This is a genomic window from Streptomyces sp. NBC_01275 (genome assembly GCF_026340655.1).
Classification (GTDB): Bacteria; Actinomycetota; Actinomycetes; order Streptomycetales; family Streptomycetaceae; genus Streptomyces.
The window spans coordinates 4,817,029-4,835,285 of sequence record NZ_JAPEOZ010000001.1 but is presented as its reverse complement, the minus strand read 5'-3'; the positions used below and the strand labels follow the sequence as shown (position 1 = coordinate 4,835,285).

Genomic DNA, 18,257 nt, shown 5'->3' with positions numbered 1-18,257 from the left:
TGCCTGTACCTGTACCTGTACCTGTACCTGTACCTGTACCTGTACCTGTACCTGTACCTGTACCTGTACCTGTACCTGTAGATGCTGCTGGGGCCGCTGCCGCCGTCGAAGCGGGTATCAGGATCGCCGCCACGCAGAGCAGCGCCGCTCCCACGACGGCGAACCGAAGCCCAGCGGTACGGCTCCCCCTTCGCCGGGCCATCCCGCCCGCCCCCTCCCCGTCACCCGAAAATCTCGTACGACGCCTTCGTCCGAACGTGGGCCATCCTGCCCCGCCGCCCCCGTCGTCACCCCCGCATTCCGTACGAGCGTCCGAAACCCCGCCCCCTGTAACCGCAACCCCGGGGGTACGCAACACAAAACCCCGACCGCGAGGCGGTCGGGGTCTGATTCAGTCTCTGGTGTCGGTACTCAAGAACCCGTGGGCACGGAGTCAGTCGCCTCCGTCCACAGATCCTGCTCGGCGCGATCCGCCTGGATCTGGCGGTACACGAGGAGCCCGCCGATGGCGGCCAGTGCGACCAGGAGAAGCTTCTTCACCGCGCGACCTCGTCTTTCCTTGACGTAGGGGACCTCTGGCGCCCGACTATACACACCGACCGATACCGATCGGTGACCTGCGTCGGCCGCTCAACTGCCGCCCTCGACGGCGTAGTAGAAGGTGCGACCACCACTCCGATCGGAGGGTGATCACATCCCCACGGACGGTTACTTCGCCCCTTTTTCGCCCCAGTTCCTGGGTTTTCTTACGACTTGCACCCATCCGAGTGGTGTTCATCGGAACATCGCCAGGCCGCGAGCGTCGGTCCCGCACTTCGCGAGCCCCATACACATCATGAGGAAAGTACGCAAATCGCCCAACCTGAAAGTGAGGGGCCATGACCGACAACCGGGTCATGAAGCTATGGACCGCCTTCGTCACCGCCTTCCTCGCGCTGTGCACGGCGCTCGGACTCATCACCACCACCGCCACGACGGCGGCGGCGCAGACCGAGGCGACGGCCACCAGCAGCGAGAGCGCGCACACGGAGACGAGCGCCGCGCCCACGACGGCCTGGCCGATGGCCTCTCCCTTGGCCTGGTCCCACGCCCGGGCCCTGCCCCCCACGATGAAGCAGCGCATCCGCGCCGAGGCCCACGGCAAGTCCCCCAGCTGCCGCCAGCGCCCGCTCCCGGACGCGGAGCAGGCCGAGCAGACCGAGGACGCCAGCGCCTCCTGCGACCCGGCGGACCCCGCCGACCCGGCCGAGCCGGCCACGCCCCTCCAGCGCTGAGCAGCCTGCGGTTCACTCATCCGGCGCCACCCATCCGGCGCTACGACGTACCGGCGAACTTGCGTACAGCCGCACGATGCAGGCCCGGCAGCTCCCAGGAGCCGACCGGGCCTTCGCCGGACAGACCTTCCAGATTCTCCAGATCTTCCAGATTCTCTAGATTCTCTAGATCCTTCAGGCCGTCCCGCCTGTCTTGCTCATCGAGCCCTATCCCTTTTCTTTCCCAGCCCCTCCCGCCACCGCCAGCCAGTGGGCGACCCTGCGCAGCGTGGTCTCGTCGACCTGGGCCACCAGTGTCCGAACCGCTGTCGCATCGTCCGGCGCGAGGTCGTACAGGCCCGCCTTGCTCAGACCCGCCGTGAGCACCTGGTGCCGACGGTCGTCCATGCGCTCCGCGAGCTTGCTCTGCCCCGGCGCGGCACCAGAGGAAACCGACTCCGGAAGCAAGGCCTCCGTAGGCGCCGACGCCTCGGCCGCAACGACCGCCTCGGCCACCGCGGGCGACGACTCGAAGCGCTGCCACGCGCCGTCCTTCGGGCCCCACAGCTCGACCGCCACCTCATCGCCCCGCGCCCGCTTGACCTGGGTCATCTCGCCGATCGCGTACAGCACGGGCGAGCGGTCGGGCGACTCGGCGCCCAGCCGCCAGGACGCCGAGGACGGCTCGTAGAAGAGGGCGACCCAGCGGGGATCCCCCGGCGGCTGCGGACTCCGGGGACGAATCGAACGGGTCGAACCGGCCTCCATGGCGTTCACCCCTGTCTGCTCTGCGCCGGCATCTGCACGGCTACAGCAGCCGACGATAACTGACGGACCGTCAGCTATCCAGGGGTGGTCGGAGGGGGCCCGAGGCGGCCGAAGGCGTACGTCCGGCTACTGGGCCGCGGCCATCGCCGCCCGGGCACGGGCGCGGAAGGCCTCCAGCTTGTCCACCGGCTCGGTCAGCTGACGGCTGCGCGAGCGGACGCTGACGTCGTGGCCCGCGGCCGCCCTGCGCAGCGCGCCCACCGTGGCCTGCTCGCGCGGGAGGTGGGCGAAGGGGTCGAAGGAGTACCAGCGCATCGCGTTCTCGTGGGTCATCTTCGCGATGTCCGCGTCCGGAACGGCGCAGTCCACCAGCACCTCGTGCAGCTGCTCCGGGGCGTCCGGCCACAGGGAGTCGCTGTGCGGGTAGTCGCCCTCCCAGGCGATGTTGTCGATGCCGATCTCGTTGCGGAGCCGTACGCCCAGCTTGTCGGTGATGAAGCAGGTCAGGAAGTGCTCCCGGAAGACCTCGGACGGCAGCTTGCCCCCGAAGTCCTGGAGGGTCCAGGCCGCATGCATCTCGAAGGTGCGGTCCACCCGCTCCAGGAAGTACGGGATCCAGCCCGTGCCCCCTTCCGACAGGGCGATCTTCAGGTCGGGGAACTCCTTCAGCGCCCGGGACCACAGCAGGTCGGCCGCGGCCTGGACGAGGTTGATCGGCTGGAGCGTGATCATCACGTCGGGCGGCGAGTCGGCGGACGGGATGGCGAGCCGGCCGGACGAGCCGATGTGCACCGACAGCACGGTGTTCGTGTCGCACGCCGCCCGCCACACGGGGTTCCAGTAGGGGTCGTGGAAGCTCGGGTAGCCGAGGACGGCGGGGTTCTCGGGGAACGTCATCGAGTGACAGCCCTTGGCCGCGACGCGCCGCAGCTCGGCCGCGCACAGCTCCGCGTCCCAGATCGCGGGCAGCGCCATGGGGATGAACCGGCCGGGGTAGGCCCCGCACCACTCGTCGATGTGCCAGTCGTTGTAGGCCCTGACCAGCGCGATCGAGAAGTCGGAGTCCTCGGTGGCGAACATCCTCGCCGAGAAGCCGGGGAAGGACGGGAAGTTCATCTGCGCGAGGACTCCGCCGGCGTTCATGTCCTTGACGCGCTCGTGGACGTCGTAGCAACCGGGGCGGATCTCGTCCATGCCCTGGGGGTCGAGGCCGTACTCCTCCTTGGGCCGCCCGGCGACCGCGTTGAGGGCGGCGTTGCCCACCGTGCTGTCCCGGAACCTCCAGACGTCGCTGCCGTCCTCCCGGTGAATGAGGCGCGGCGCTTCGTCGTGGTACCGCTTCGGCAGATGGTTCACGAAGATGTCCGGCGGTTCGATGATGTGGTCGTCCACGCTGATCAGGATCAGGTCGTCCCGTTGCATGTCGGTCCTTCCAGTCGGCCCTCGCACCAAGCTGAATCCACGCTCTCAGTTTTTGAAAACTACATTCTCACCTAAAGGGAATCAAGCATCCGAACATGTGGAACGTCACGCGGAGACAAGGGACATGAGGGAGAGGAGGGAGACCCGAGAGCCGAGACCCGAGAGCCGAGAGCCGAGAGCCGAGAGCCGAGAGAGACGTGTACCGGCGGGAGACAGGCCGACGTCGGACGGAAGAGGCGTCGGACGGAAGAGGGCGTCGGGCTGAGAGCGCGTCAGGCGGAGGGCGCGTCAGGCGGAAGGACGCGGCGGGACGAGTCCACACACCACACCGTTCGGCACCGGTCCCTCCCCTCGTGCGGACCGCTGCCGAACGGTGCGGGTGTGCATCGATCCCATGCCACAAGGGCGCGGGTCGAGAAGCCGGGCGTCGCTGCGGCGAAAACGGCCGAGAACATGCGGCGCCTCACACTGCCCCGAAGCCCTGAGCTGGGGACCTGTCAGGGCGACTCCCAACTGTGGGGCTACTGCGTCCGGATCCTGCCAGCTGGGGCTCGTTCCGAGGAGGCCCCGGCGTCCGGTCCGCCGCTTCTTCGCAGGTCAGCCGTATAAGGTGAGTTTTCCGGTCCGGATTCAGGTGCGGGGGAAGTAAGGGGTGGAGGCCTTGAGTCTCGACTCAGAGGCACGCACAGCTTTCGCGGAACGTCTCGCGCTGCTGTACAAGGAGGCCGGCAATCCTCCGCTCAAGCGCGTGTCCGAGGCAGTCGTCCGACTTCAGCGGATCGACGAACGAGGACGCCCGGTACGGGTGTCCGCACAGCGGATCAGCGACTGGCGGCGCGCCAGGAACGTGCCCGCCCAGTTCGCCGCCCTCGCGGCGGTGCTGCACGTGCTCATACCCGAGGCCAGACGCGCACGGCCCGCGCCGGTCTCCACAGGACTGTACGACCTGGCGCAGTGGCAGCGCATGTGGGAGCGCGCGCTGGCCGATCCGGTCGGCGAAAGCCCCACGTCCTCCGAGGAGGAGAAGGAACAGCAGCCCTCGGCCGAGGCTCCCGCCGTCCCCGGCGGGGTGTGCCCCTACCGGGGCCTGGCCTCCTACCGTCAGCAGGACGCCCGTTGGTTCTTCGGCCGGGAGCGCAGCACGGACGCCCTCGTCGCCCAACTCCGCGCGGCGGAGGGCACCGGCGGCCTGGTCATGCTCGTGGGCGCCTCGGGGGCGGGCAAGTCCTCGCTGCTGAGCGCCGGCCTGGTGCCCGCGCTGCAGGACGGCGCGCTCGGCGACGCCGACGGCCTGGGCGACGCCGACGGCCGGGCCCGGGAGGTCCTGCACCTCGTCCCGGGCGCCGACCCCATCGCGGAGCTGACCGCCCGGATTCCCGAGCTCGCCCCCCTCGTCCCCGCCGCGCTCGACGCGGCGCAGCCGACGGCGAAGGACGACCCTCGCACCCCGGGCTTCGCCGACGCCGTACGCGAAGCCGTGACGGCGTGGACGCGCCGCGAGACGCCCTCCGGCGCCCGCCCGGTCCTCATCGTCGACCAGTTCGAGGAGGCGTTCACCCTCTGCTCCGACGAGACGGCCAGGCGCGCCTTCATCCAGCTCCTGCACACCGCGAGCACACCGGCCGCCGTCCCCGCCGTGCCCGTCACCCCTGTCACACCTGTCGTACCTGTCGTACCTGTCGTACCTGTCGTCCACGCGGCCTCTCTCGCGTCTGCAGGACCCGGAGAACCCGTAGGACCCGTAGAACCGGGGGCCCTCGACACACCCGAAGCGCCCAAGACATCCAAGTCACCCAACGCCCCCACCACACCCACCGGACCCGCCACACACACCGAGCACGGCGCCGCCGACGACACGGCGGCCCCCATCCTCGTCGTCCTCGGCATCCGCGCCGACTTCTACGAGCAGTGCCTCGGCTACCCCGAGCTCGCCGACGCCCTCCAGCACCGGCACATGGTGCTGGGCCCGCTCACCACGACCGAGCTGCGCGAGGCGGTGAACCGCCCCGCCAAGGCCGTGGGACTGGAGCTGGAACCCGGCCTCGCCGAGCTGATCGTGCGGGAGGTGAGCGCCGACGGCCCGCGCGGGGCGCACGACGCGGGCGTGCTGCCGCTCCTCTCGCACGCCCTGCTCGCCACCTGGCAGCGCCGCAAGGCGGGACGACTGACACTCTCCGGCTACCGCGCCGCCGGCGGCATCCAGGGAGCCGTCGCGGCGACCGCCGAGCGGGCCTGGTCCGGCCTCGACCCCGCCGCCCGCACCGCCGCACGACTGCTCCTGCTCCGACTGGTCCGGCTCGGCGAGGACACCCAGGCCACCCGCCGACGCGGGACCCGACGCCAGCTGGCGGAGGAGTCGACCGACCCCGACAAGACGGAGGAGTCGCTGGAGGCGCTGGTCCGCGCCCGGCTGGTGACGCTCGACTCGGAGTCCGTGGAGATCACCCACGAAGCCCTGCTGACCGCCTGGCCGCGACTGCGCGAATGGATCGACGAGGACCGCAGCGACCACCTGGTGCGCCAGCGGCTGGAGGAGGACGGCCGGGCCTGGGAGGGCTCGCACCGCGACTCCTCGCTGCTCTACCGCGGTTCCCGGCTGGAACAGGCCCACAGCTGGGCCAAGTCGGCCGGCGACACCTTCCTGACCCGCAGCGCGGTGGACTTCCTGGCCGCCTCGGTCCGGCTGCGCAAGCGCACGGTGTGGATCAGCCGCGCCGCGGTGTCGACGCTCGTCGTCCTCGCGATCCTCGCCGGCGGCGCGGCCGTCATCGCCTGGCAGCAGCGCAACGACGCCGTGTTCGAGCAGGTCGTCGCCGAGGCCGACCGCGTCCAGTACACGGACCCGTCGCTGTCCGCCCAGCTCGACCTGGTCGCCCACCGGCTGCGCCCCGACGACGCGGGCGCCCGCAACCGGCTGATCTCGATCGTCAACGCCCCGCTGGCCACCCCGCTCCTCGGCCACACCGGCGCCGTCTACCTCACCTCCTTCAGCCCCAGCGGCAAGGTCCTGGCCACAGCCAGCTCCGACCGCACGGTCCGGCTGTGGGACGTGGCCGACCCCGCTCACCCCGCACTGCTGGGCAAGCCGCTCACCGGGAACAAGAGCTGGGTGAGCAGCGCGGTCTTCAGCCCGGACGGCCGCACCCTCGCCAGCGCCGGCGACGACGGAACGATCCGCCGGTGGGACGTCACCGACCCGAGCCGGCCGAAGCCCCTCGGCACGCCCCTGGCCGGCAAGGGCGGCACGATCTACCTGATCGCCTTCAGCCCGGACGGCAAGGTCCTGGCCACCGCCGACGAGGACCACACCGTCGGCCTGTGGAACATGACGGACCCGAGCCGGCCGACCGCCCTCGCCACCCTGACCGGCCACACCGGCGCCGTCCGCTCCCTCGCCTTCAGCCCCGACGGACGGACGCTGGCGACCGGCGGCGACGACAACACCGTACGACTGTGGAACACGGCCGATCCGGCCCGTCCCAAGGCCCTCCCGAAGACGCTCACCGGCCATGACGGCACGGTGCACTCGGTCGCCTTCAGTCCCGACGGGCGCACCCTCGCCAGCGGCAGCGCGGACGACACCGTACGGCTGTGGAACGTGTCGGACCCGGGTCGTGCGGCGGCCATCGGCACGCCGCTCGCCGGGCACACCGGTCCCATCTGGTCCGTCGCCTTCTCCTCGGACGGCTCCATGCTGGCCGCCGCCAGCGCCGACAGCACGGCGAGCCTGTGGAACGTGAGCGATCCGGAGTTCCCGTCCCAGGTCGGCGAGCCCCTCTCGGGCGGCAGCGGCGAGATGTACGCCCTCGGCTTCAGCCCCGACGGCGCCACCCTCGCCACCGGCAGCGGCGACAACAAGGTCCGCCTGTGGTCGATCCCGACGTCGGACATGATCGGCCGCAGCGGGGTGTTCCGCCCGGACGGGAAGGTGCTCGCCACGGCCGCACGCGACGGACGCGTCCGGCTGTGGAACGTGGAGTCCCCCGACCGTCCGGTGTCGCTGAGCGAACCGTTCATGCCCGGGGACAGCGGCGACCGCTCACCGGCGTTCTCCCCCGACGGCCGCACCCTCGCCGTGCTGTCGCCGGACCGCCTGGTGTACCTGTGGAACGTCACTGACCCGTCCCACCCGGTCTCCTCCGGACCGCCCATCCCCCTGAAGACCCGCTTCATGGGCCCCGAGGCGCTGGGCTTCAGCCCCGACGGACGAATCCTGGCGACCGCCTACGACGACCGCACCATCCGGCTGTGGAACGTCAGCGACCCCTCCCACGTCGTCCCGCTCGGCAACCCGCTCACCGGCCACAAGGGCTACATCAACTCCCTGGTCTTCAGCCCGGACGGGCGCACCCTCGCCAGCGGCAGCGCGGACGGCACCATCCGGCTGTGGAACGTCACCGACCCGCACCGCACGACCCCGCTCGGCAAGCCCCTCACAGGCCACGCGGCACCCGTCAACTCCCTCGCCTACAGCCCGGACGGCCACACGCTGGCCAGCGGCAGCGACGACGACACGGTCCGGCTCTGGGACATCACCGACCCGGCCGGCGCGACCCGCCTCGGCTCTCCCCTCACCGGGCACTCCGAGGCGGTCGTCTCCCTCACCTACAGCCGCGACGGCCACACCCTCGCCAGCGGCGGCGACGACAACACGGTCCGCCTGTGGAACGTCAGCGTCCCCTCCGACGCCTCCCCCATCGGCCAGTCCATGAGCCCCAACGCCAAGACCGGCAACTTCCTCTCCTTCAGCCCCAACACCCGCATGCTCGGCGTCTCCAGCGGCGCCGACACCGTCCGCCTCTGGAACCTGGACGTGGACGACGCCATCCACCGCATCTGCGCCACCACCCAACGCGTCCTGACCCCCGAGAAGTGGCACGAGTACCTCCCCCGCCTCTCGTACGACCCCCCGTGCGACTCCTGAGCCCAGAGTGATCCCGATCACAACTCCCCCCTACGCCTGAGCAGTCACCCCCCACCGACCAACCACCCTTGTTAGCCTTGGCCATAGCCCGGTCGCTGGTGCATCCCCCGTCGCCAGCGACCGGGCGTTGACATGCCCGCACGCACACAACACCCACAGCCGGGCAAACACCTACGGCCCGGGAACACACCTGCGACCCGGGAAACACCGGCCCCAGCAGTCGTGGGCCGGTCGCCCGCCTCCCCGACCTTCGACCGTGATCGTCTGGCACGGCCTGTGATCATGTCGCAACCTGGTGGAGTGAGGGACCGTAAGCAGGCAGGGCAGAGGCGATCACGCCTGGTGTGGGTAGGCGCCGCCCTGATGGGGGTGGGCCTGGTTCTGCTCGCTGTAGTCGTCTTCAGCAGCCTGAATCAGGAGGAACCCGACCACTCGGCGACGCCGACATTCCCGACGCCATACGGCAGTCACACCGCCGGCACGCGGCCCCCCGGGAAGTCATCGCTCGACAGTGCGCTCCCTCCCTCCAGCGGAGAGAGCACCGGGCCGGCCCCTCCCCAGCACTCCGGCCCCTCATCACCCTCGGCCGCTCCGACCGTGATCGTGACGGTCACCGAAACGGTCTCCCCCGTGGACCCGGGCAAGACGGTCACCAGCGGGTCAGGAAACGACGCTCCTGCCCCGCCCACTGCATCCTCGGCCACCTCTGACTGACCGGGCACCGGGCTGAGCAGGCTGACCGCAGCCGTTCCCGACCGCTCACGACCGTTGGTGTCAGCCGTAGATGTCAAAAGACCCCCAACCATGATTGGTTGGGGGTCTTTTCGCTGGTGGGGCTAACAGGATTTGAACCTGTGGCCTCATCCTTATCAGGGATGCGCTCTAACCAACTGAGCTATAGCCCCGCCGCGCTCTGCGGTGTTGTCCCGCGCGCTGACTCCTGAAGATTAGCGCACGACCGGGGCAGTCCCAAAATCGATAGTCGGGGCCGCTCACTCGTCCTCGGCGAGCGTCAGCTCGACGCCGCCGACGAAGCCTGCGGAGAGGTTGTAGATGAACGCGCCGAGCGTCGCGAGGGCCGTCGCGAGGACGACGTCGATGACCGCGATGATCGACGTGAACATCAGGACGTGGGGGAGGGACAGGAAGGACTGCAGGTCGAAGCCGTTCGACTCGTTCGAGCCGGTCGCCTCCGAGATGGTGCCGCCGACCGTCGAGAAGACGCCCATCGCGTCCATGACCATCCACAGCACGGCCGCCGCGACGATCGTGCAGATGCCCAGCGCGATCGAGAGCAGGAAGCTGACCTTCATCACCGACCACGGGTCGGCCTTCGACACCCGCAGCCGCGCCTTGCGCACTCGCGGCGCGGTGCGCGCGCCGGTGCGCGGACGCCGTACGACGCCGGGCGGCGCGGGGGCCGCGGTCGCCTGCGCCGCGTAGGCCTGCGGCGGGTGGTAGGGCCCGGCGGGCTGCTGGGGCCGCCGCTCCCCGGGAAGCGGCGACGCCTCCTGCTGAGCCTGTTGCGACTGCTGGGCCTGCTGTGACTTCGGGCCTCGGGTGTCCGTCACGGTTCCCCCCTGGGATCCCTGCGTGTCGGGCGAGGGCGAGTCGGCCGGCGGCGGCTTGATCGCCTTGAGCTGGGTCGTGTGCGTGTCCGCGGGACGCCCCTCGGCTCCCGGACGCCCCTCGGCTCCCCGCCCGTCGGCGCCCCGCGCGTCGGTCGTACGCGCGTCCCCCGCCGGCGCGGCGGAGCCACGGCCGCCGCCGTCCTTGTCCGTACCGGCAGACGTACCGGCGCCCGTGGCTCCGCTCACGATGACTCTCTCCTCGTGCTACTCGACCGAGGGCGACTCACCCTCGTCCGTGCCGGTGGTCGCGGCGCCCTCGGCGGTCTCGTCCACGGCGTCCTCGCCGTCGACCTCCTCCGCCTCACGCCCCGCTTCGGCGTTACGTGCGATGCCGACGACGGCATCGCGCTTGCCCAGGTTGATCAGTTGGACGCCCATGGTGTCACGGCCCGTCTCCCTGATCTCGTTGACTCGCGTACGAATCACACCGCCCGACAGCGTGATGGCGAGGATCTCGTCGGTCTCCTCGACCACCAGCGCGCCCACGAGCGAGCCGCGGTCCTCGACGATCTTGGCGGCCTTGATGCCGAGGCCGCCGCGACCCTGGACGCGGTACTCGTCGACGTTGGTCCGCTTCGCGTACCCGCCGTCTGTGGCAGTGAACACGAACGTACCGGGTCGAACAACATTCATCGAGAGCAGCTGGTCTCCCTCACGGAAGCTCATGCCCTTGACACCCGAGGTGGCACGGCCCATGGGCCGCAGCGCGTCGTCCGTGGCCGTGAACCTGATCGACTGTGCCTTCTTGCTGATCAGCAGCAGATCGTCCTCGGCCGAGACGAGTTCGGCTCCGATCAGTTCGTCGTCGGAACCGTCCTCCGTCTCCCGGAGGTTGATCGCGATGACACCGCCGGAACGGGGCGAATCGTAATCCTTCAGAGGCGTCTTCTTGACCAGGCCGCCCTTGGTCGCGAGGACCAGGTACGGCGCCGCCTCGTAGTCGCGGATCGCGAGGATCTCGGCGATCGCCTCGTCCGGCTGGAAGGCCAGCAGGTTCGCGACGTGCTGTCCACGCGCGTCACGTCCGGCGTCGGGCAGCTCATAGGCCTTCGCCCGGTAGACGCGGCCCTTGTTGGTGAAGAACAGCAGCCAGTGGTGCGTGGTGGAGACGAAGAAGTGGTCGACGATGTCGTCTTCCTTCAGCTTCGCGCCGCGCACGCCCTTGCCGCCGCGCTTCTGCGCACGGTAGTCGTCCGCCTTGGTGCGCTTGACGTAGCCGCCGCGCGTGACGGTGACGACGATGTCCTCCTCGGCGATCAGGTCCTCGATGGACATGTCACCGTCGTAGGGCACCAGCATCGTCTTGCGGTCGTCGCCGTACTTCTCGACGATCGCGGCGAGCTCCTCGCTCACGATGCCCCGCTGGCGGACCGGGGACGCGAGGATCGCGTTGTACTCGTTGATCTTCGCCTGGAGTTCGTCGTGCTCCTGGACGATCTTCTGACGCTCCAGGGCGGCCAGGCGGCGCAGCTGCATCTCGAGGATGGCGTTGGCCTGGATCTCGTCGATCTCCAGGAGGCTCATCAGACCCGTGCGCGCGATGTCGACGGTGTCGCTGCGCCGGATCAGCGCGATGACCTCGTCGATGGCGTCCAGGGCCTTCAGCAGGCCGCGCAGGATGTGCGCCCGCTCCTCCGCCTTGCGCAGCCGGAAGCGCGTACGGCGGACGATGACCTCGATCTGGTGCGTCACCCAGTGGCGGATGAACGCGTCGAGGGACAGGGTGCGCGGGACTCCGTCGACCAGGGCGAGCATGTTCGCGCCGAAGTTCGACTGCAGGTCCGTGTGCTTGTAGAGGTTGTTCAGGACGACCTTCGCGACGGCGTCCCGCTTCAGCACGATGACCAGACGCTGCCCCGTGCGGGAGCTGGTCTCGTCGCGGACGTCCGCGATGCCGCCGATCTTGCCGTCCTTCACCAGGTCGGCGATCTTCTGCGCCAGGTTGTCGGGGTTGACCTGGTACGGCAGCTCCGTCACCACCAGGCACTGGCGGCCCTGGATCTCCTCGACCTCGACGACCGCGCGCATCGTGATGGAGCCACGGCCCGTGCGGTATGCCTCCTCGATGCCCTTGCGGCCGACGACGAGCGCGCCGGTCGGGAAGTCGGGGCCCTTGATGCGCTCGATGAGGGCGTCCAGGAGCTCCTCGTGCGAGGCCTCCGGGTTCTCCAGGTACCACTGGGCGCCGGAGGCGACTTCGCGCAGGTTGTGCGAGGGGATGTTGGTCGCCATGCCGACCGCGATGCCGGCCGAGCCGTTGATCAGCAGGTTCGGGAAGCGGGCGGGCAGGACGGTCGGCTCCTGGGAGCGGCCGTCGTAGTTGTCCGTGAAGTCGACGGTCTCCTCGTCGATGTCGCGGACCATCTCCATGGACAGCGGCATCATCTTGCACTCGGTGTACCGCATGGCGGCCGCCGGGTCGTTGCCGGGAGAGCCGAAGTTGCCGTTGGAGTCCACCAGCGGCATCCGCATCGACCACGGCTGCGCGAGGCGGACCAGCGCGTCGTAGATCGAGGAGTCGCCGTGCGGGTGGTAGTTGCCCATGACGTCGCCGACGACGCGGGCGCACTTGTAGAAGCCCTTCTCGGGCCGGTAGCCGCCGTCGTACATGGCGTACAGCACGCGACGGTGGACGGGCTTGAGGCCGTCCCGGACGTCGGGCAGCGCGCGCGAGACGATGACGGACATCGCGTAGTCGAGATAGGAGCGCTGCATCTCCGTCTCGAGCCCGACGGGCTCGACGCGGAGGACGATCTCGCCGCCTTCTTCAGGCGTCACCGGAGTGTTGTCGGTCATTGCTGGTGAGGATCCTTCCTGGTGCGGTCAGCTGAGACCGACTCAGATGTCGAGGAAGCGGACGTCCTTGGCGTTGCGCTGGATGAAGGCGCGACGGGCCTCGACGTCCTCGCCCATGAGGACCGAGAACAGGTCGTCGGCCTGGGCGGCGTCGTCGAGGGTGACCTGGCCGAGGACGCGGTGCTCCTGGTCCATCGTCGTGATGCGCAGCTCCTCGGCGTTCATCTCGCCGAGGCCCTTGAAGCGCTGGATCGAGTCGTCGCGCACCCGCTTGCCGCGCTGGCGGCCCATCTCGAGCAGCGCGTCGCGCTCGCGGTCGGAGTACGCGTACTCCACGTCCTCACGGCCCCACTTGATCTTGTAGAGCGGCGGGCGGGAGAGGTAGACGTGCCCCTCCTCGACCAGCTTCCGCATGAAGCGGAACAGGAAGGTCAGCAGCAGGGTGTTGATGTGCTGACCGTCGACGTCGGCGTCCGCCATCAGGATGATCTTGTGATAGCGGAGCTTGGCGATGTCGAAGTCCTCGTGCACGCCGGTGCCGAAGGCGGAGATCAGCGCCTGGATCTCCTGGTTCTGCAGGATCTTGTCGATCCGCGCCTTCTCCACGTTGAGGATCTTGCCTCGGATCGGGAGGATCGCCTGGTACTGCGGGTTGCGGCCGGACTTGGCCGAGCCGCCGGCGGAGTCTCCCTCGACGATGAAGATCTCGCACTTGGTCGGGTCGTTCGACTGGCAGTCGGAGAGCTTGCCCGGCAGGGACGCCGACTCCAGCAGACCCTTGCGCCGGGTCAGGTCGCGGGCCTTACGGGCCGCCACGCGCGCGGTGGCCGCCTGGATGCCCTTGCGGACGATGTCCGCCGCCTCGACCGGGTTGCGGTCCAGCCAGTCGTTGAGGTGCTCGTAGACCGCCTTCTGGACGAAGGTCTTCGCCTCCGTGTTGCCCAGCTTGGTCTTGGTCTGGCCCTCGAACTGCGGCTCGCTGAGCTTGACCGAGATGATCGCCGTCAGACCCTCGCGGATGTCGTCGCCCGTGAGGTTGTCGTCCTTCTCACGCAGCAGCTTCTTGTCGCGCGCGTACTTGTTGATCAGGTTCGTGAGCGCCGAGCGGAAGCCCTCTTCGTGCGTGCCGCCCTCGTGCGTGTGGATGATGTTGGCGAAGGAGTACACGCCCTCGCTGTAACTGCTGTTCCACTGCATCGCGACTTCGAGGGAGAGACTGCGCTCCTTGTCCTCGGCCTCGAGGTCGATGACCGTCGGGTGCACCGGGTCTCCCTTGCGGGAGTTCAGGTACGTCACATAGTCGACGATGCCGCCCTCGTAGTGGTACGTGACGGACCGGACCTCGTCCTTCTCGTCCGCACCCGCCTCGTCCGCACCGACCGTGGCCTTCGCCACCTCGCGCTCGTCAGTGAGTTTGATCGTCAAACCCTTGTTGAGGAACGCCATCTCCTGAAAGCGCCGCGACAGCGTCTCGAAGGAGTACTCGGTGGTCTCGAAGATGTCGCCGTCGGCCCAGAAGGTGACCGAGGTGCCGGTCTCCTCGGTGGCCTCGTGCTGGACGAGCGGGGCCGTCGGAACGCCCAGCTTGTAGTCCTGCGTCCAGCGGTGGCCGTCGGTCTTGACCTCGACGGCGACCCTCGTGGACAGCGCGTTCACGACGGAGACGCCCACGCCGTGCAGACCGCCGGAGACCGCGTAGCCGCCGCCGCCGAACTTGCCGCCCGCGTGCAGCACGGTCAGCACGACCTCGAGGGCCGGCTTGCCCTCGGAGGGCACGATGCCCACCGGGATGCCCCGGCCGTTGTCGATGACGCGCACGCCGCCGTCCGGAAGGATCGTGACGTCGATCGTGTCCGCGTGCCCGGCCAGCGCCTCGTCGACGGAGTTGTCGACGACTTCCTGCACCAGGTGGTGCAGGCCGCGCTCACCGGTCGAGCCGATGTACATACCGGGTCGCTTGCGGACCGCGTCCAGACCCTCGAGGACGGTGATGGCGCTGGCGTCGTACGAGGCGGTGACCTCGCCGTTCGAGGTGTCTGCCTTGACGTTGGCGCCGGCGTCGGTGGACGGGATGTTCTCGTTGGGGTTGCCGGAATCGGCCACGAAGCGCCCTTTCTGGCACAGCACGAGCCAGGCTCCTCGGCGGGTTGCCGGAGCGGCTGCGGCATGTTGCGTTGGTAAGCCTTGATCAGCGTTGCTCAGCGTCTCCCGGGCGGTCCCCACGTTTGGGGCGGGATCGGCTTCCAGTCTACCGGTAGCGCCGACAGTGATGGGGGTTTGCCGGTACCTGAGTCCTGATGTGCCGCCCTCAACCCGCCTCGCCCGGGTCCCGATATGTGGAAGGGGTCTCCAAGAGGCTCACGGAGGCACTCAGCGCTTCCGGGTGTCAACCCTTGGCTACTGCGGAGTCAGGTCCCGATTCGCCCCCGCGCACGGCCCGAACACACCCCCGAAAACACCCCGAACAAGCCCCGAACAAGCCCCGACCGCAGGTCGTGCGCGGGTCGGACGAGGGGCGGACGCACGCCAGCCGCCGAGGCGGGCGCAGGCATACAAAACGACGGCCGGGACGGCACGACGGGACCGTCCCGGCCGAAGAGGCGCGAGAGACGCAGGATGTGCAGGAGAAGTGAGAGAAGTGAGAGACCGGGATCCGCGAAGTACGTGAGGTAAGTCACCCCCGCGCGCGGGCGTCACCCGTAGGTGTCACCGGGCCCCGTGCTGCCCGGAGCGCGCAACGGCCCGTACCGGCGCACGGGACCGCTGGGGCCCTGCACCTTGATCAGCTGCACCCGACCGTGCCCCAGGTCCTCGTTGAGCCGGGCGACCAGCGTCGGGGCGAGCAGCCGCAGGTTCGTCGCCCAGGCCGTGGAGTCGCAGCGCACCACCAGGACGCGCTCGTCCTCGTCGTACCGCTCCGGCTCGCAGTGCTTGGCGACGTCCTCGCCGACGATCTGCGGCCAGCGGCCCATCACCCCGCCCACCGCGGCCGGCGCCTCCCAGCCCCGCTCGGTGAGCAGCCGGTTGATCGCCGAGCCGAGCGCCATGGGGTCGCGCCCGTCCGCCCGCGCGCCGGAGCGCAGACCGCCCCCGCGACGCGCCTGCTTCTTCTGCTGCGCCGCGTCCCCACGCGCGCGTGCCTGCTCGCGCGCCGCCCTGAGCGCCACGCGCGCGAGGTCGACGCCGGAGGGCTCCGGGTTCTTCTTCGGATCCGGCTCGGTCATACGCGCTCCACCGCCCCGTCCGACACCGTGTACCGCGTCCCGCTCAGCACCTGCGGCACGTCGTCGTCGACCGCGGCCGTCACCAGCACCTGCTCGCCCGGCGCAACCAGCTCCGCCAGCCGCTCCCGCCGGCGCGCGTCCAGCTCGGCGAAGACGTCGTCGAGCACCAGCACCGGCTCGTTCCCCTCGGCCCGCAGCAGGTCGTACGAGGCCAGACGCAGCGCCAGCGCGTACGACCAGGACTCGCCGTGGGAGGCGTACCCCTTGGCCGGCAGCTGGCCGAGTCTGAACATCACATCGTCCCGATGCGGTCCCACGAGGGTGACGCCCCGCTCGATCTCCTGCTTGCGCACGTCCGCCAGCGCGGCCGTCAGCTGCGCGTAGAGGTCCTCGCGCGTGTGCGCCTCGCCGGGCGCGGACGGCCGGTACTCCAGTGCGATCGGACCGCCGCCCGGGGCCAGCTGCTCGTACGCCTTGTCGGCGAGCGGCTGGATGGAGGCGATCAGGTCGAGCCGATGGGCGAGCAGCTCGGCGCCCGCGCGCGCGAGGTGCTGGTCCCACACGTCGAGCGTGGACAGGTCCATGGAACGCCCGCCGTGCCGACGGGCCAGCGCCGCCGACTTCAGCAGTGTGTTGCGCTGCTTCAGCACCCGCTCGTAGTCCGACCGCACCCCCGCCATCCGCGGGGACCGCGCGGTGATCAGCTCGTCGAGGAACCGCCGCCGCTCCCCGGGATCCCCCTTCACCAGCGCGAGGTCCTCGGGCGCGAACAGCACAGTCCGTACGATGCCCAGCACGTCACGGGGTCTGACCTGCGAGGACCTGTTGATGCGGGCGCGGTTGGACTTGCCCGGGTTCAGCTCCAGCTCGATCAGCTGCTGTCGCTCGCCCTGCTTGACCTGGGCCCGGATGATCGCGCGCTCGGCGCCCATGCGGACCAGGGGCGCATCGGAGGCGACCCGGTGACTGCCGAGGGAGGCGAGATAGCCGACGGCCTCGACGAGGTTCGTCTTGCCCTGCCCGTTGGGGCCCACGAAGGCGGTGACGCCCGGGTCAAGCGGCACCTCGGCCCGGGCGTACGAGCGGAAGTCGGCCAGCGACAGATGCGTGACGTGCATGGTCGTTCACCGACCTCCCCAGGCTGCTCGGATACGGGTTGCTATGTCTTACTTCGGATTCGGACCGCTTTTGGACCGTTTCCGCTTACTTCGTCTCGACGGCGTGGCCGCCGAACTGGTTGCGCAGTGCCGCGATCATCTTCATCTGCGGCGAGTCCTCCTGGCGGGAGGCGAACCGGGCGAAGAGGGACGCGGTGATGGCGGGCAGGGGCACGGCGTGGTCGACGGCGGCCTCGACCGTCCAGCGGCCTTCGCCGGAGTCCTCCGCGTAGCCGCGCAGCTTGTCCAGGTGGGTGTCGTCGTCGAGGGCGTTGACCGCCAGGTCGAGCAGCCAGGAGCGGATGACGGTCCCCTCCTGCCAGGAGCGGAAGACCTCGCGGACGTTCTCCACGGAGTCGACCTTCTCCAGCAGCTCCCAGCCCTCGGCGTAGGCCTGCATCATGGCGTACTCGATGCCGTTGTGGACCATCTTCGAGAAGTGCCCGGCGCCGACCTTGCCCGCGTGGACGTAGCCGTACGGGCCCTCCGGCTTGAGCGCGTCGAAGATCGGCTGGACGCGCTCGACGTGCTCCTTGTCGCCGCCGACCATCAGGGCGTAGCCGTTCTGCAGGCCCCAGACGCCGCCGGAGACGCCCGCGTCGACGAAGCCGACGCCCTTGGCCGCCAGCTCCTCGGCGTGCTTCTCGTCGTCCGTCCAACGGGAGTTGCCGCCGTCCACGACCGTGTCGCCTGGCTCGAGCAGCTCGGCGAGCTCGTCGACGGTCGACTGGGTGGCGGCGCCGGCCGGGACCATCACCCAGACCACGCGCGGGCCCTCGAGCCTGTCCACAAGTTCTTGGAGGCTGTGGACATCGGCGAGGTCCGGGTTGCGGTCGAATCCGACGACGGTGTGGCCGGCGCGGCGGATCCGCTCGCGCATGTTGCCGCCCATCTTGCCGAGGCCGACGAGACCGAGCTCCATCAGTTGTTCCTTAAGTCGCTGTGTGGCGTGTGGGGCACCTTCGTGCCCACGTCCGAGCCTAGACCCGGACACTCACGCACACCTGTGGGGCTACGCGCTCAGACGTACCGCCCCACCTGCGGTTTTCCCCACAGGCCGGGACACTTTCTCCACGGCCTGT

11 protein-coding genes and 1 tRNA gene are annotated in these 18,257 nt (G+C 69.7%); 2 read left to right on the top strand and 10 right to left on the bottom strand.

What is annotated here, in order from left to right:
• Window positions 1-411: 411 nt before the first annotated feature.
• On the bottom strand, window positions 412-540 hold the full coding sequence (locus OG562_RS21265; protein ID WP_003999697.1) for a DLW-39 family protein: 129 nt from the start codon (window positions 538-540) through the stop codon (window positions 412-414).
• Between the two features lie 338 nt (window positions 541-878).
• On the opposite strand from OG562_RS21265, the gene OG562_RS21260 reads away from it, so the two are divergent.
• On the top strand, window positions 879-1,274 hold the full coding sequence (locus OG562_RS21260; RefSeq protein WP_266400084.1) for a DUF6344 domain-containing protein: 396 nt from the start codon (window positions 879-881) through the stop codon (window positions 1,272-1,274).
• Between the two features lie 207 nt (window positions 1,275-1,481).
• Here OG562_RS21260 and OG562_RS21255 read toward each other — a convergent pair whose 3' ends face one another.
• Window positions 1,482-2,021 carry a hypothetical protein gene (locus tag OG562_RS21255; protein WP_266409445.1) on the bottom strand — a complete coding sequence of 180 codons (540 nt, stop codon included), beginning with the start codon at window positions 2,019-2,021 and terminating at the stop codon, window positions 1,482-1,484.
• Window positions 2,022-2,147: 126 nt separating this feature from the next.
• A complete protein-coding gene (locus tag OG562_RS21250) occupies window positions 2,148-3,443 on the bottom strand; it encodes an amidohydrolase family protein (protein WP_266400082.1) in 1,296 nt (431 codons plus the stop codon).
• Between the two features lie 652 nt (window positions 3,444-4,095).
• Between OG562_RS21250 and OG562_RS21245 the strand changes: the two genes are divergently transcribed.
• Window positions 4,096-8,367, top strand: coding sequence for an AAA family ATPase (locus tag OG562_RS21245; protein ID WP_266400080.1), 4,272 nt, complete (start codon window positions 4,096-4,098; stop codon window positions 8,365-8,367).
• 828 nt (window positions 8,368-9,195) lie between these two features.
• Here the strand turns inward: OG562_RS21245 and OG562_RS21240 are convergent.
• From OG562_RS21240 to gnd, 7 genes are all read right to left on the bottom strand, one after another.
• Window positions 9,196-9,272, bottom strand: a tRNA-Ile gene (locus tag OG562_RS21240).
• A gap of 87 nt (window positions 9,273-9,359) precedes the next feature.
• Window positions 9,360-10,184 (bottom strand): DUF3566 domain-containing protein, encoded by an 825-nt coding sequence (locus OG562_RS21235; protein ID WP_266400079.1) that lies wholly within the window; start codon window positions 10,182-10,184, stop codon window positions 9,360-9,362.
• A gap of 18 nt (window positions 10,185-10,202) precedes the next feature.
• Window positions 10,203-12,794: a DNA gyrase subunit A gene (gene gyrA, locus OG562_RS21230; protein ID WP_266400076.1), complete on the bottom strand. Its 2,592-nt coding sequence runs from the start codon at window positions 12,792-12,794 to the stop codon at window positions 10,203-10,205.
• A 42-nt stretch (window positions 12,795-12,836) separates the two neighbouring features.
• On the bottom strand, window positions 12,837-14,897 hold the full coding sequence (gene gyrB / locus OG562_RS21225; protein ID WP_266409443.1) for a DNA topoisomerase (ATP-hydrolyzing) subunit B: 2,061 nt from the start codon (window positions 14,895-14,897) through the stop codon (window positions 12,837-12,839).
• 590 nt (window positions 14,898-15,487) lie between these two features.
• Window positions 15,488-16,018 carry a DUF721 domain-containing protein gene (locus OG562_RS21220; RefSeq protein WP_266400075.1) on the bottom strand — a complete coding sequence of 177 codons (531 nt, stop codon included), beginning with the start codon at window positions 16,016-16,018 and terminating at the stop codon, window positions 15,488-15,490.
• The gene (gene recF / locus OG562_RS21215; RefSeq protein ID WP_266400072.1) at window positions 16,015-17,136 is read right to left on the bottom strand and encodes a DNA replication/repair protein RecF; all 1,122 of its coding nucleotides are present in this window, start codon (window positions 17,134-17,136) and stop codon (window positions 16,015-16,017) included. Before recF ends, OG562_RS21220 begins: the two co-directional genes overlap by 4 nt.
• 85 nt (window positions 17,137-17,221) lie before the next feature.
• Complete coding sequence (gene gnd, locus OG562_RS21210; protein WP_266400069.1) at window positions 17,222-18,097, bottom strand: phosphogluconate dehydrogenase (NAD(+)-dependent, decarboxylating); 876 nt, start codon at window positions 18,095-18,097, stop codon at window positions 17,222-17,224.
• Window positions 18,098-18,257 lie beyond the last annotated feature (160 nt).

Excerpts from the sequence above, each read along its gene's own strand:
- OG562_RS21260 (WP_266400084.1), top strand. The coding sequence starts at position 879 with ATGACCGACAACCGGGTCATGAAGCTATGGACCGCCTTCGTCACCGCC.
- OG562_RS21255 (WP_266409445.1), bottom strand. The coding sequence starts at position 2,021 with ATGGAGGCCGGTTCGACCCGTTCGATTCGTCCCCGGAGTCCGCAGCCG.
- OG562_RS21250 (WP_266400082.1), bottom strand. The coding sequence starts at position 3,443 with ATGCAACGGGACGACCTGATCCTGATCAGCGTGGACGACCACATCATC.
- gyrA (WP_266400076.1), bottom strand. The coding sequence starts at position 12,794 with ATGACCGACAACACTCCGGTGACGCCTGAAGAAGGCGGCGAGATCGTC.
- OG562_RS21220 (WP_266400075.1), bottom strand. The coding sequence starts at position 16,018 with ATGACCGAGCCGGATCCGAAGAAGAACCCGGAGCCCTCCGGCGTCGAC.
- recF (WP_266400072.1), bottom strand. The coding sequence starts at position 17,136 with ATGCACGTCACGCATCTGTCGCTGGCCGACTTCCGCTCGTACGCCCGG.
- gnd (WP_266400069.1), bottom strand. The coding sequence starts at position 18,097 with ATGGAGCTCGGTCTCGTCGGCCTCGGCAAGATGGGCGGCAACATGCGC.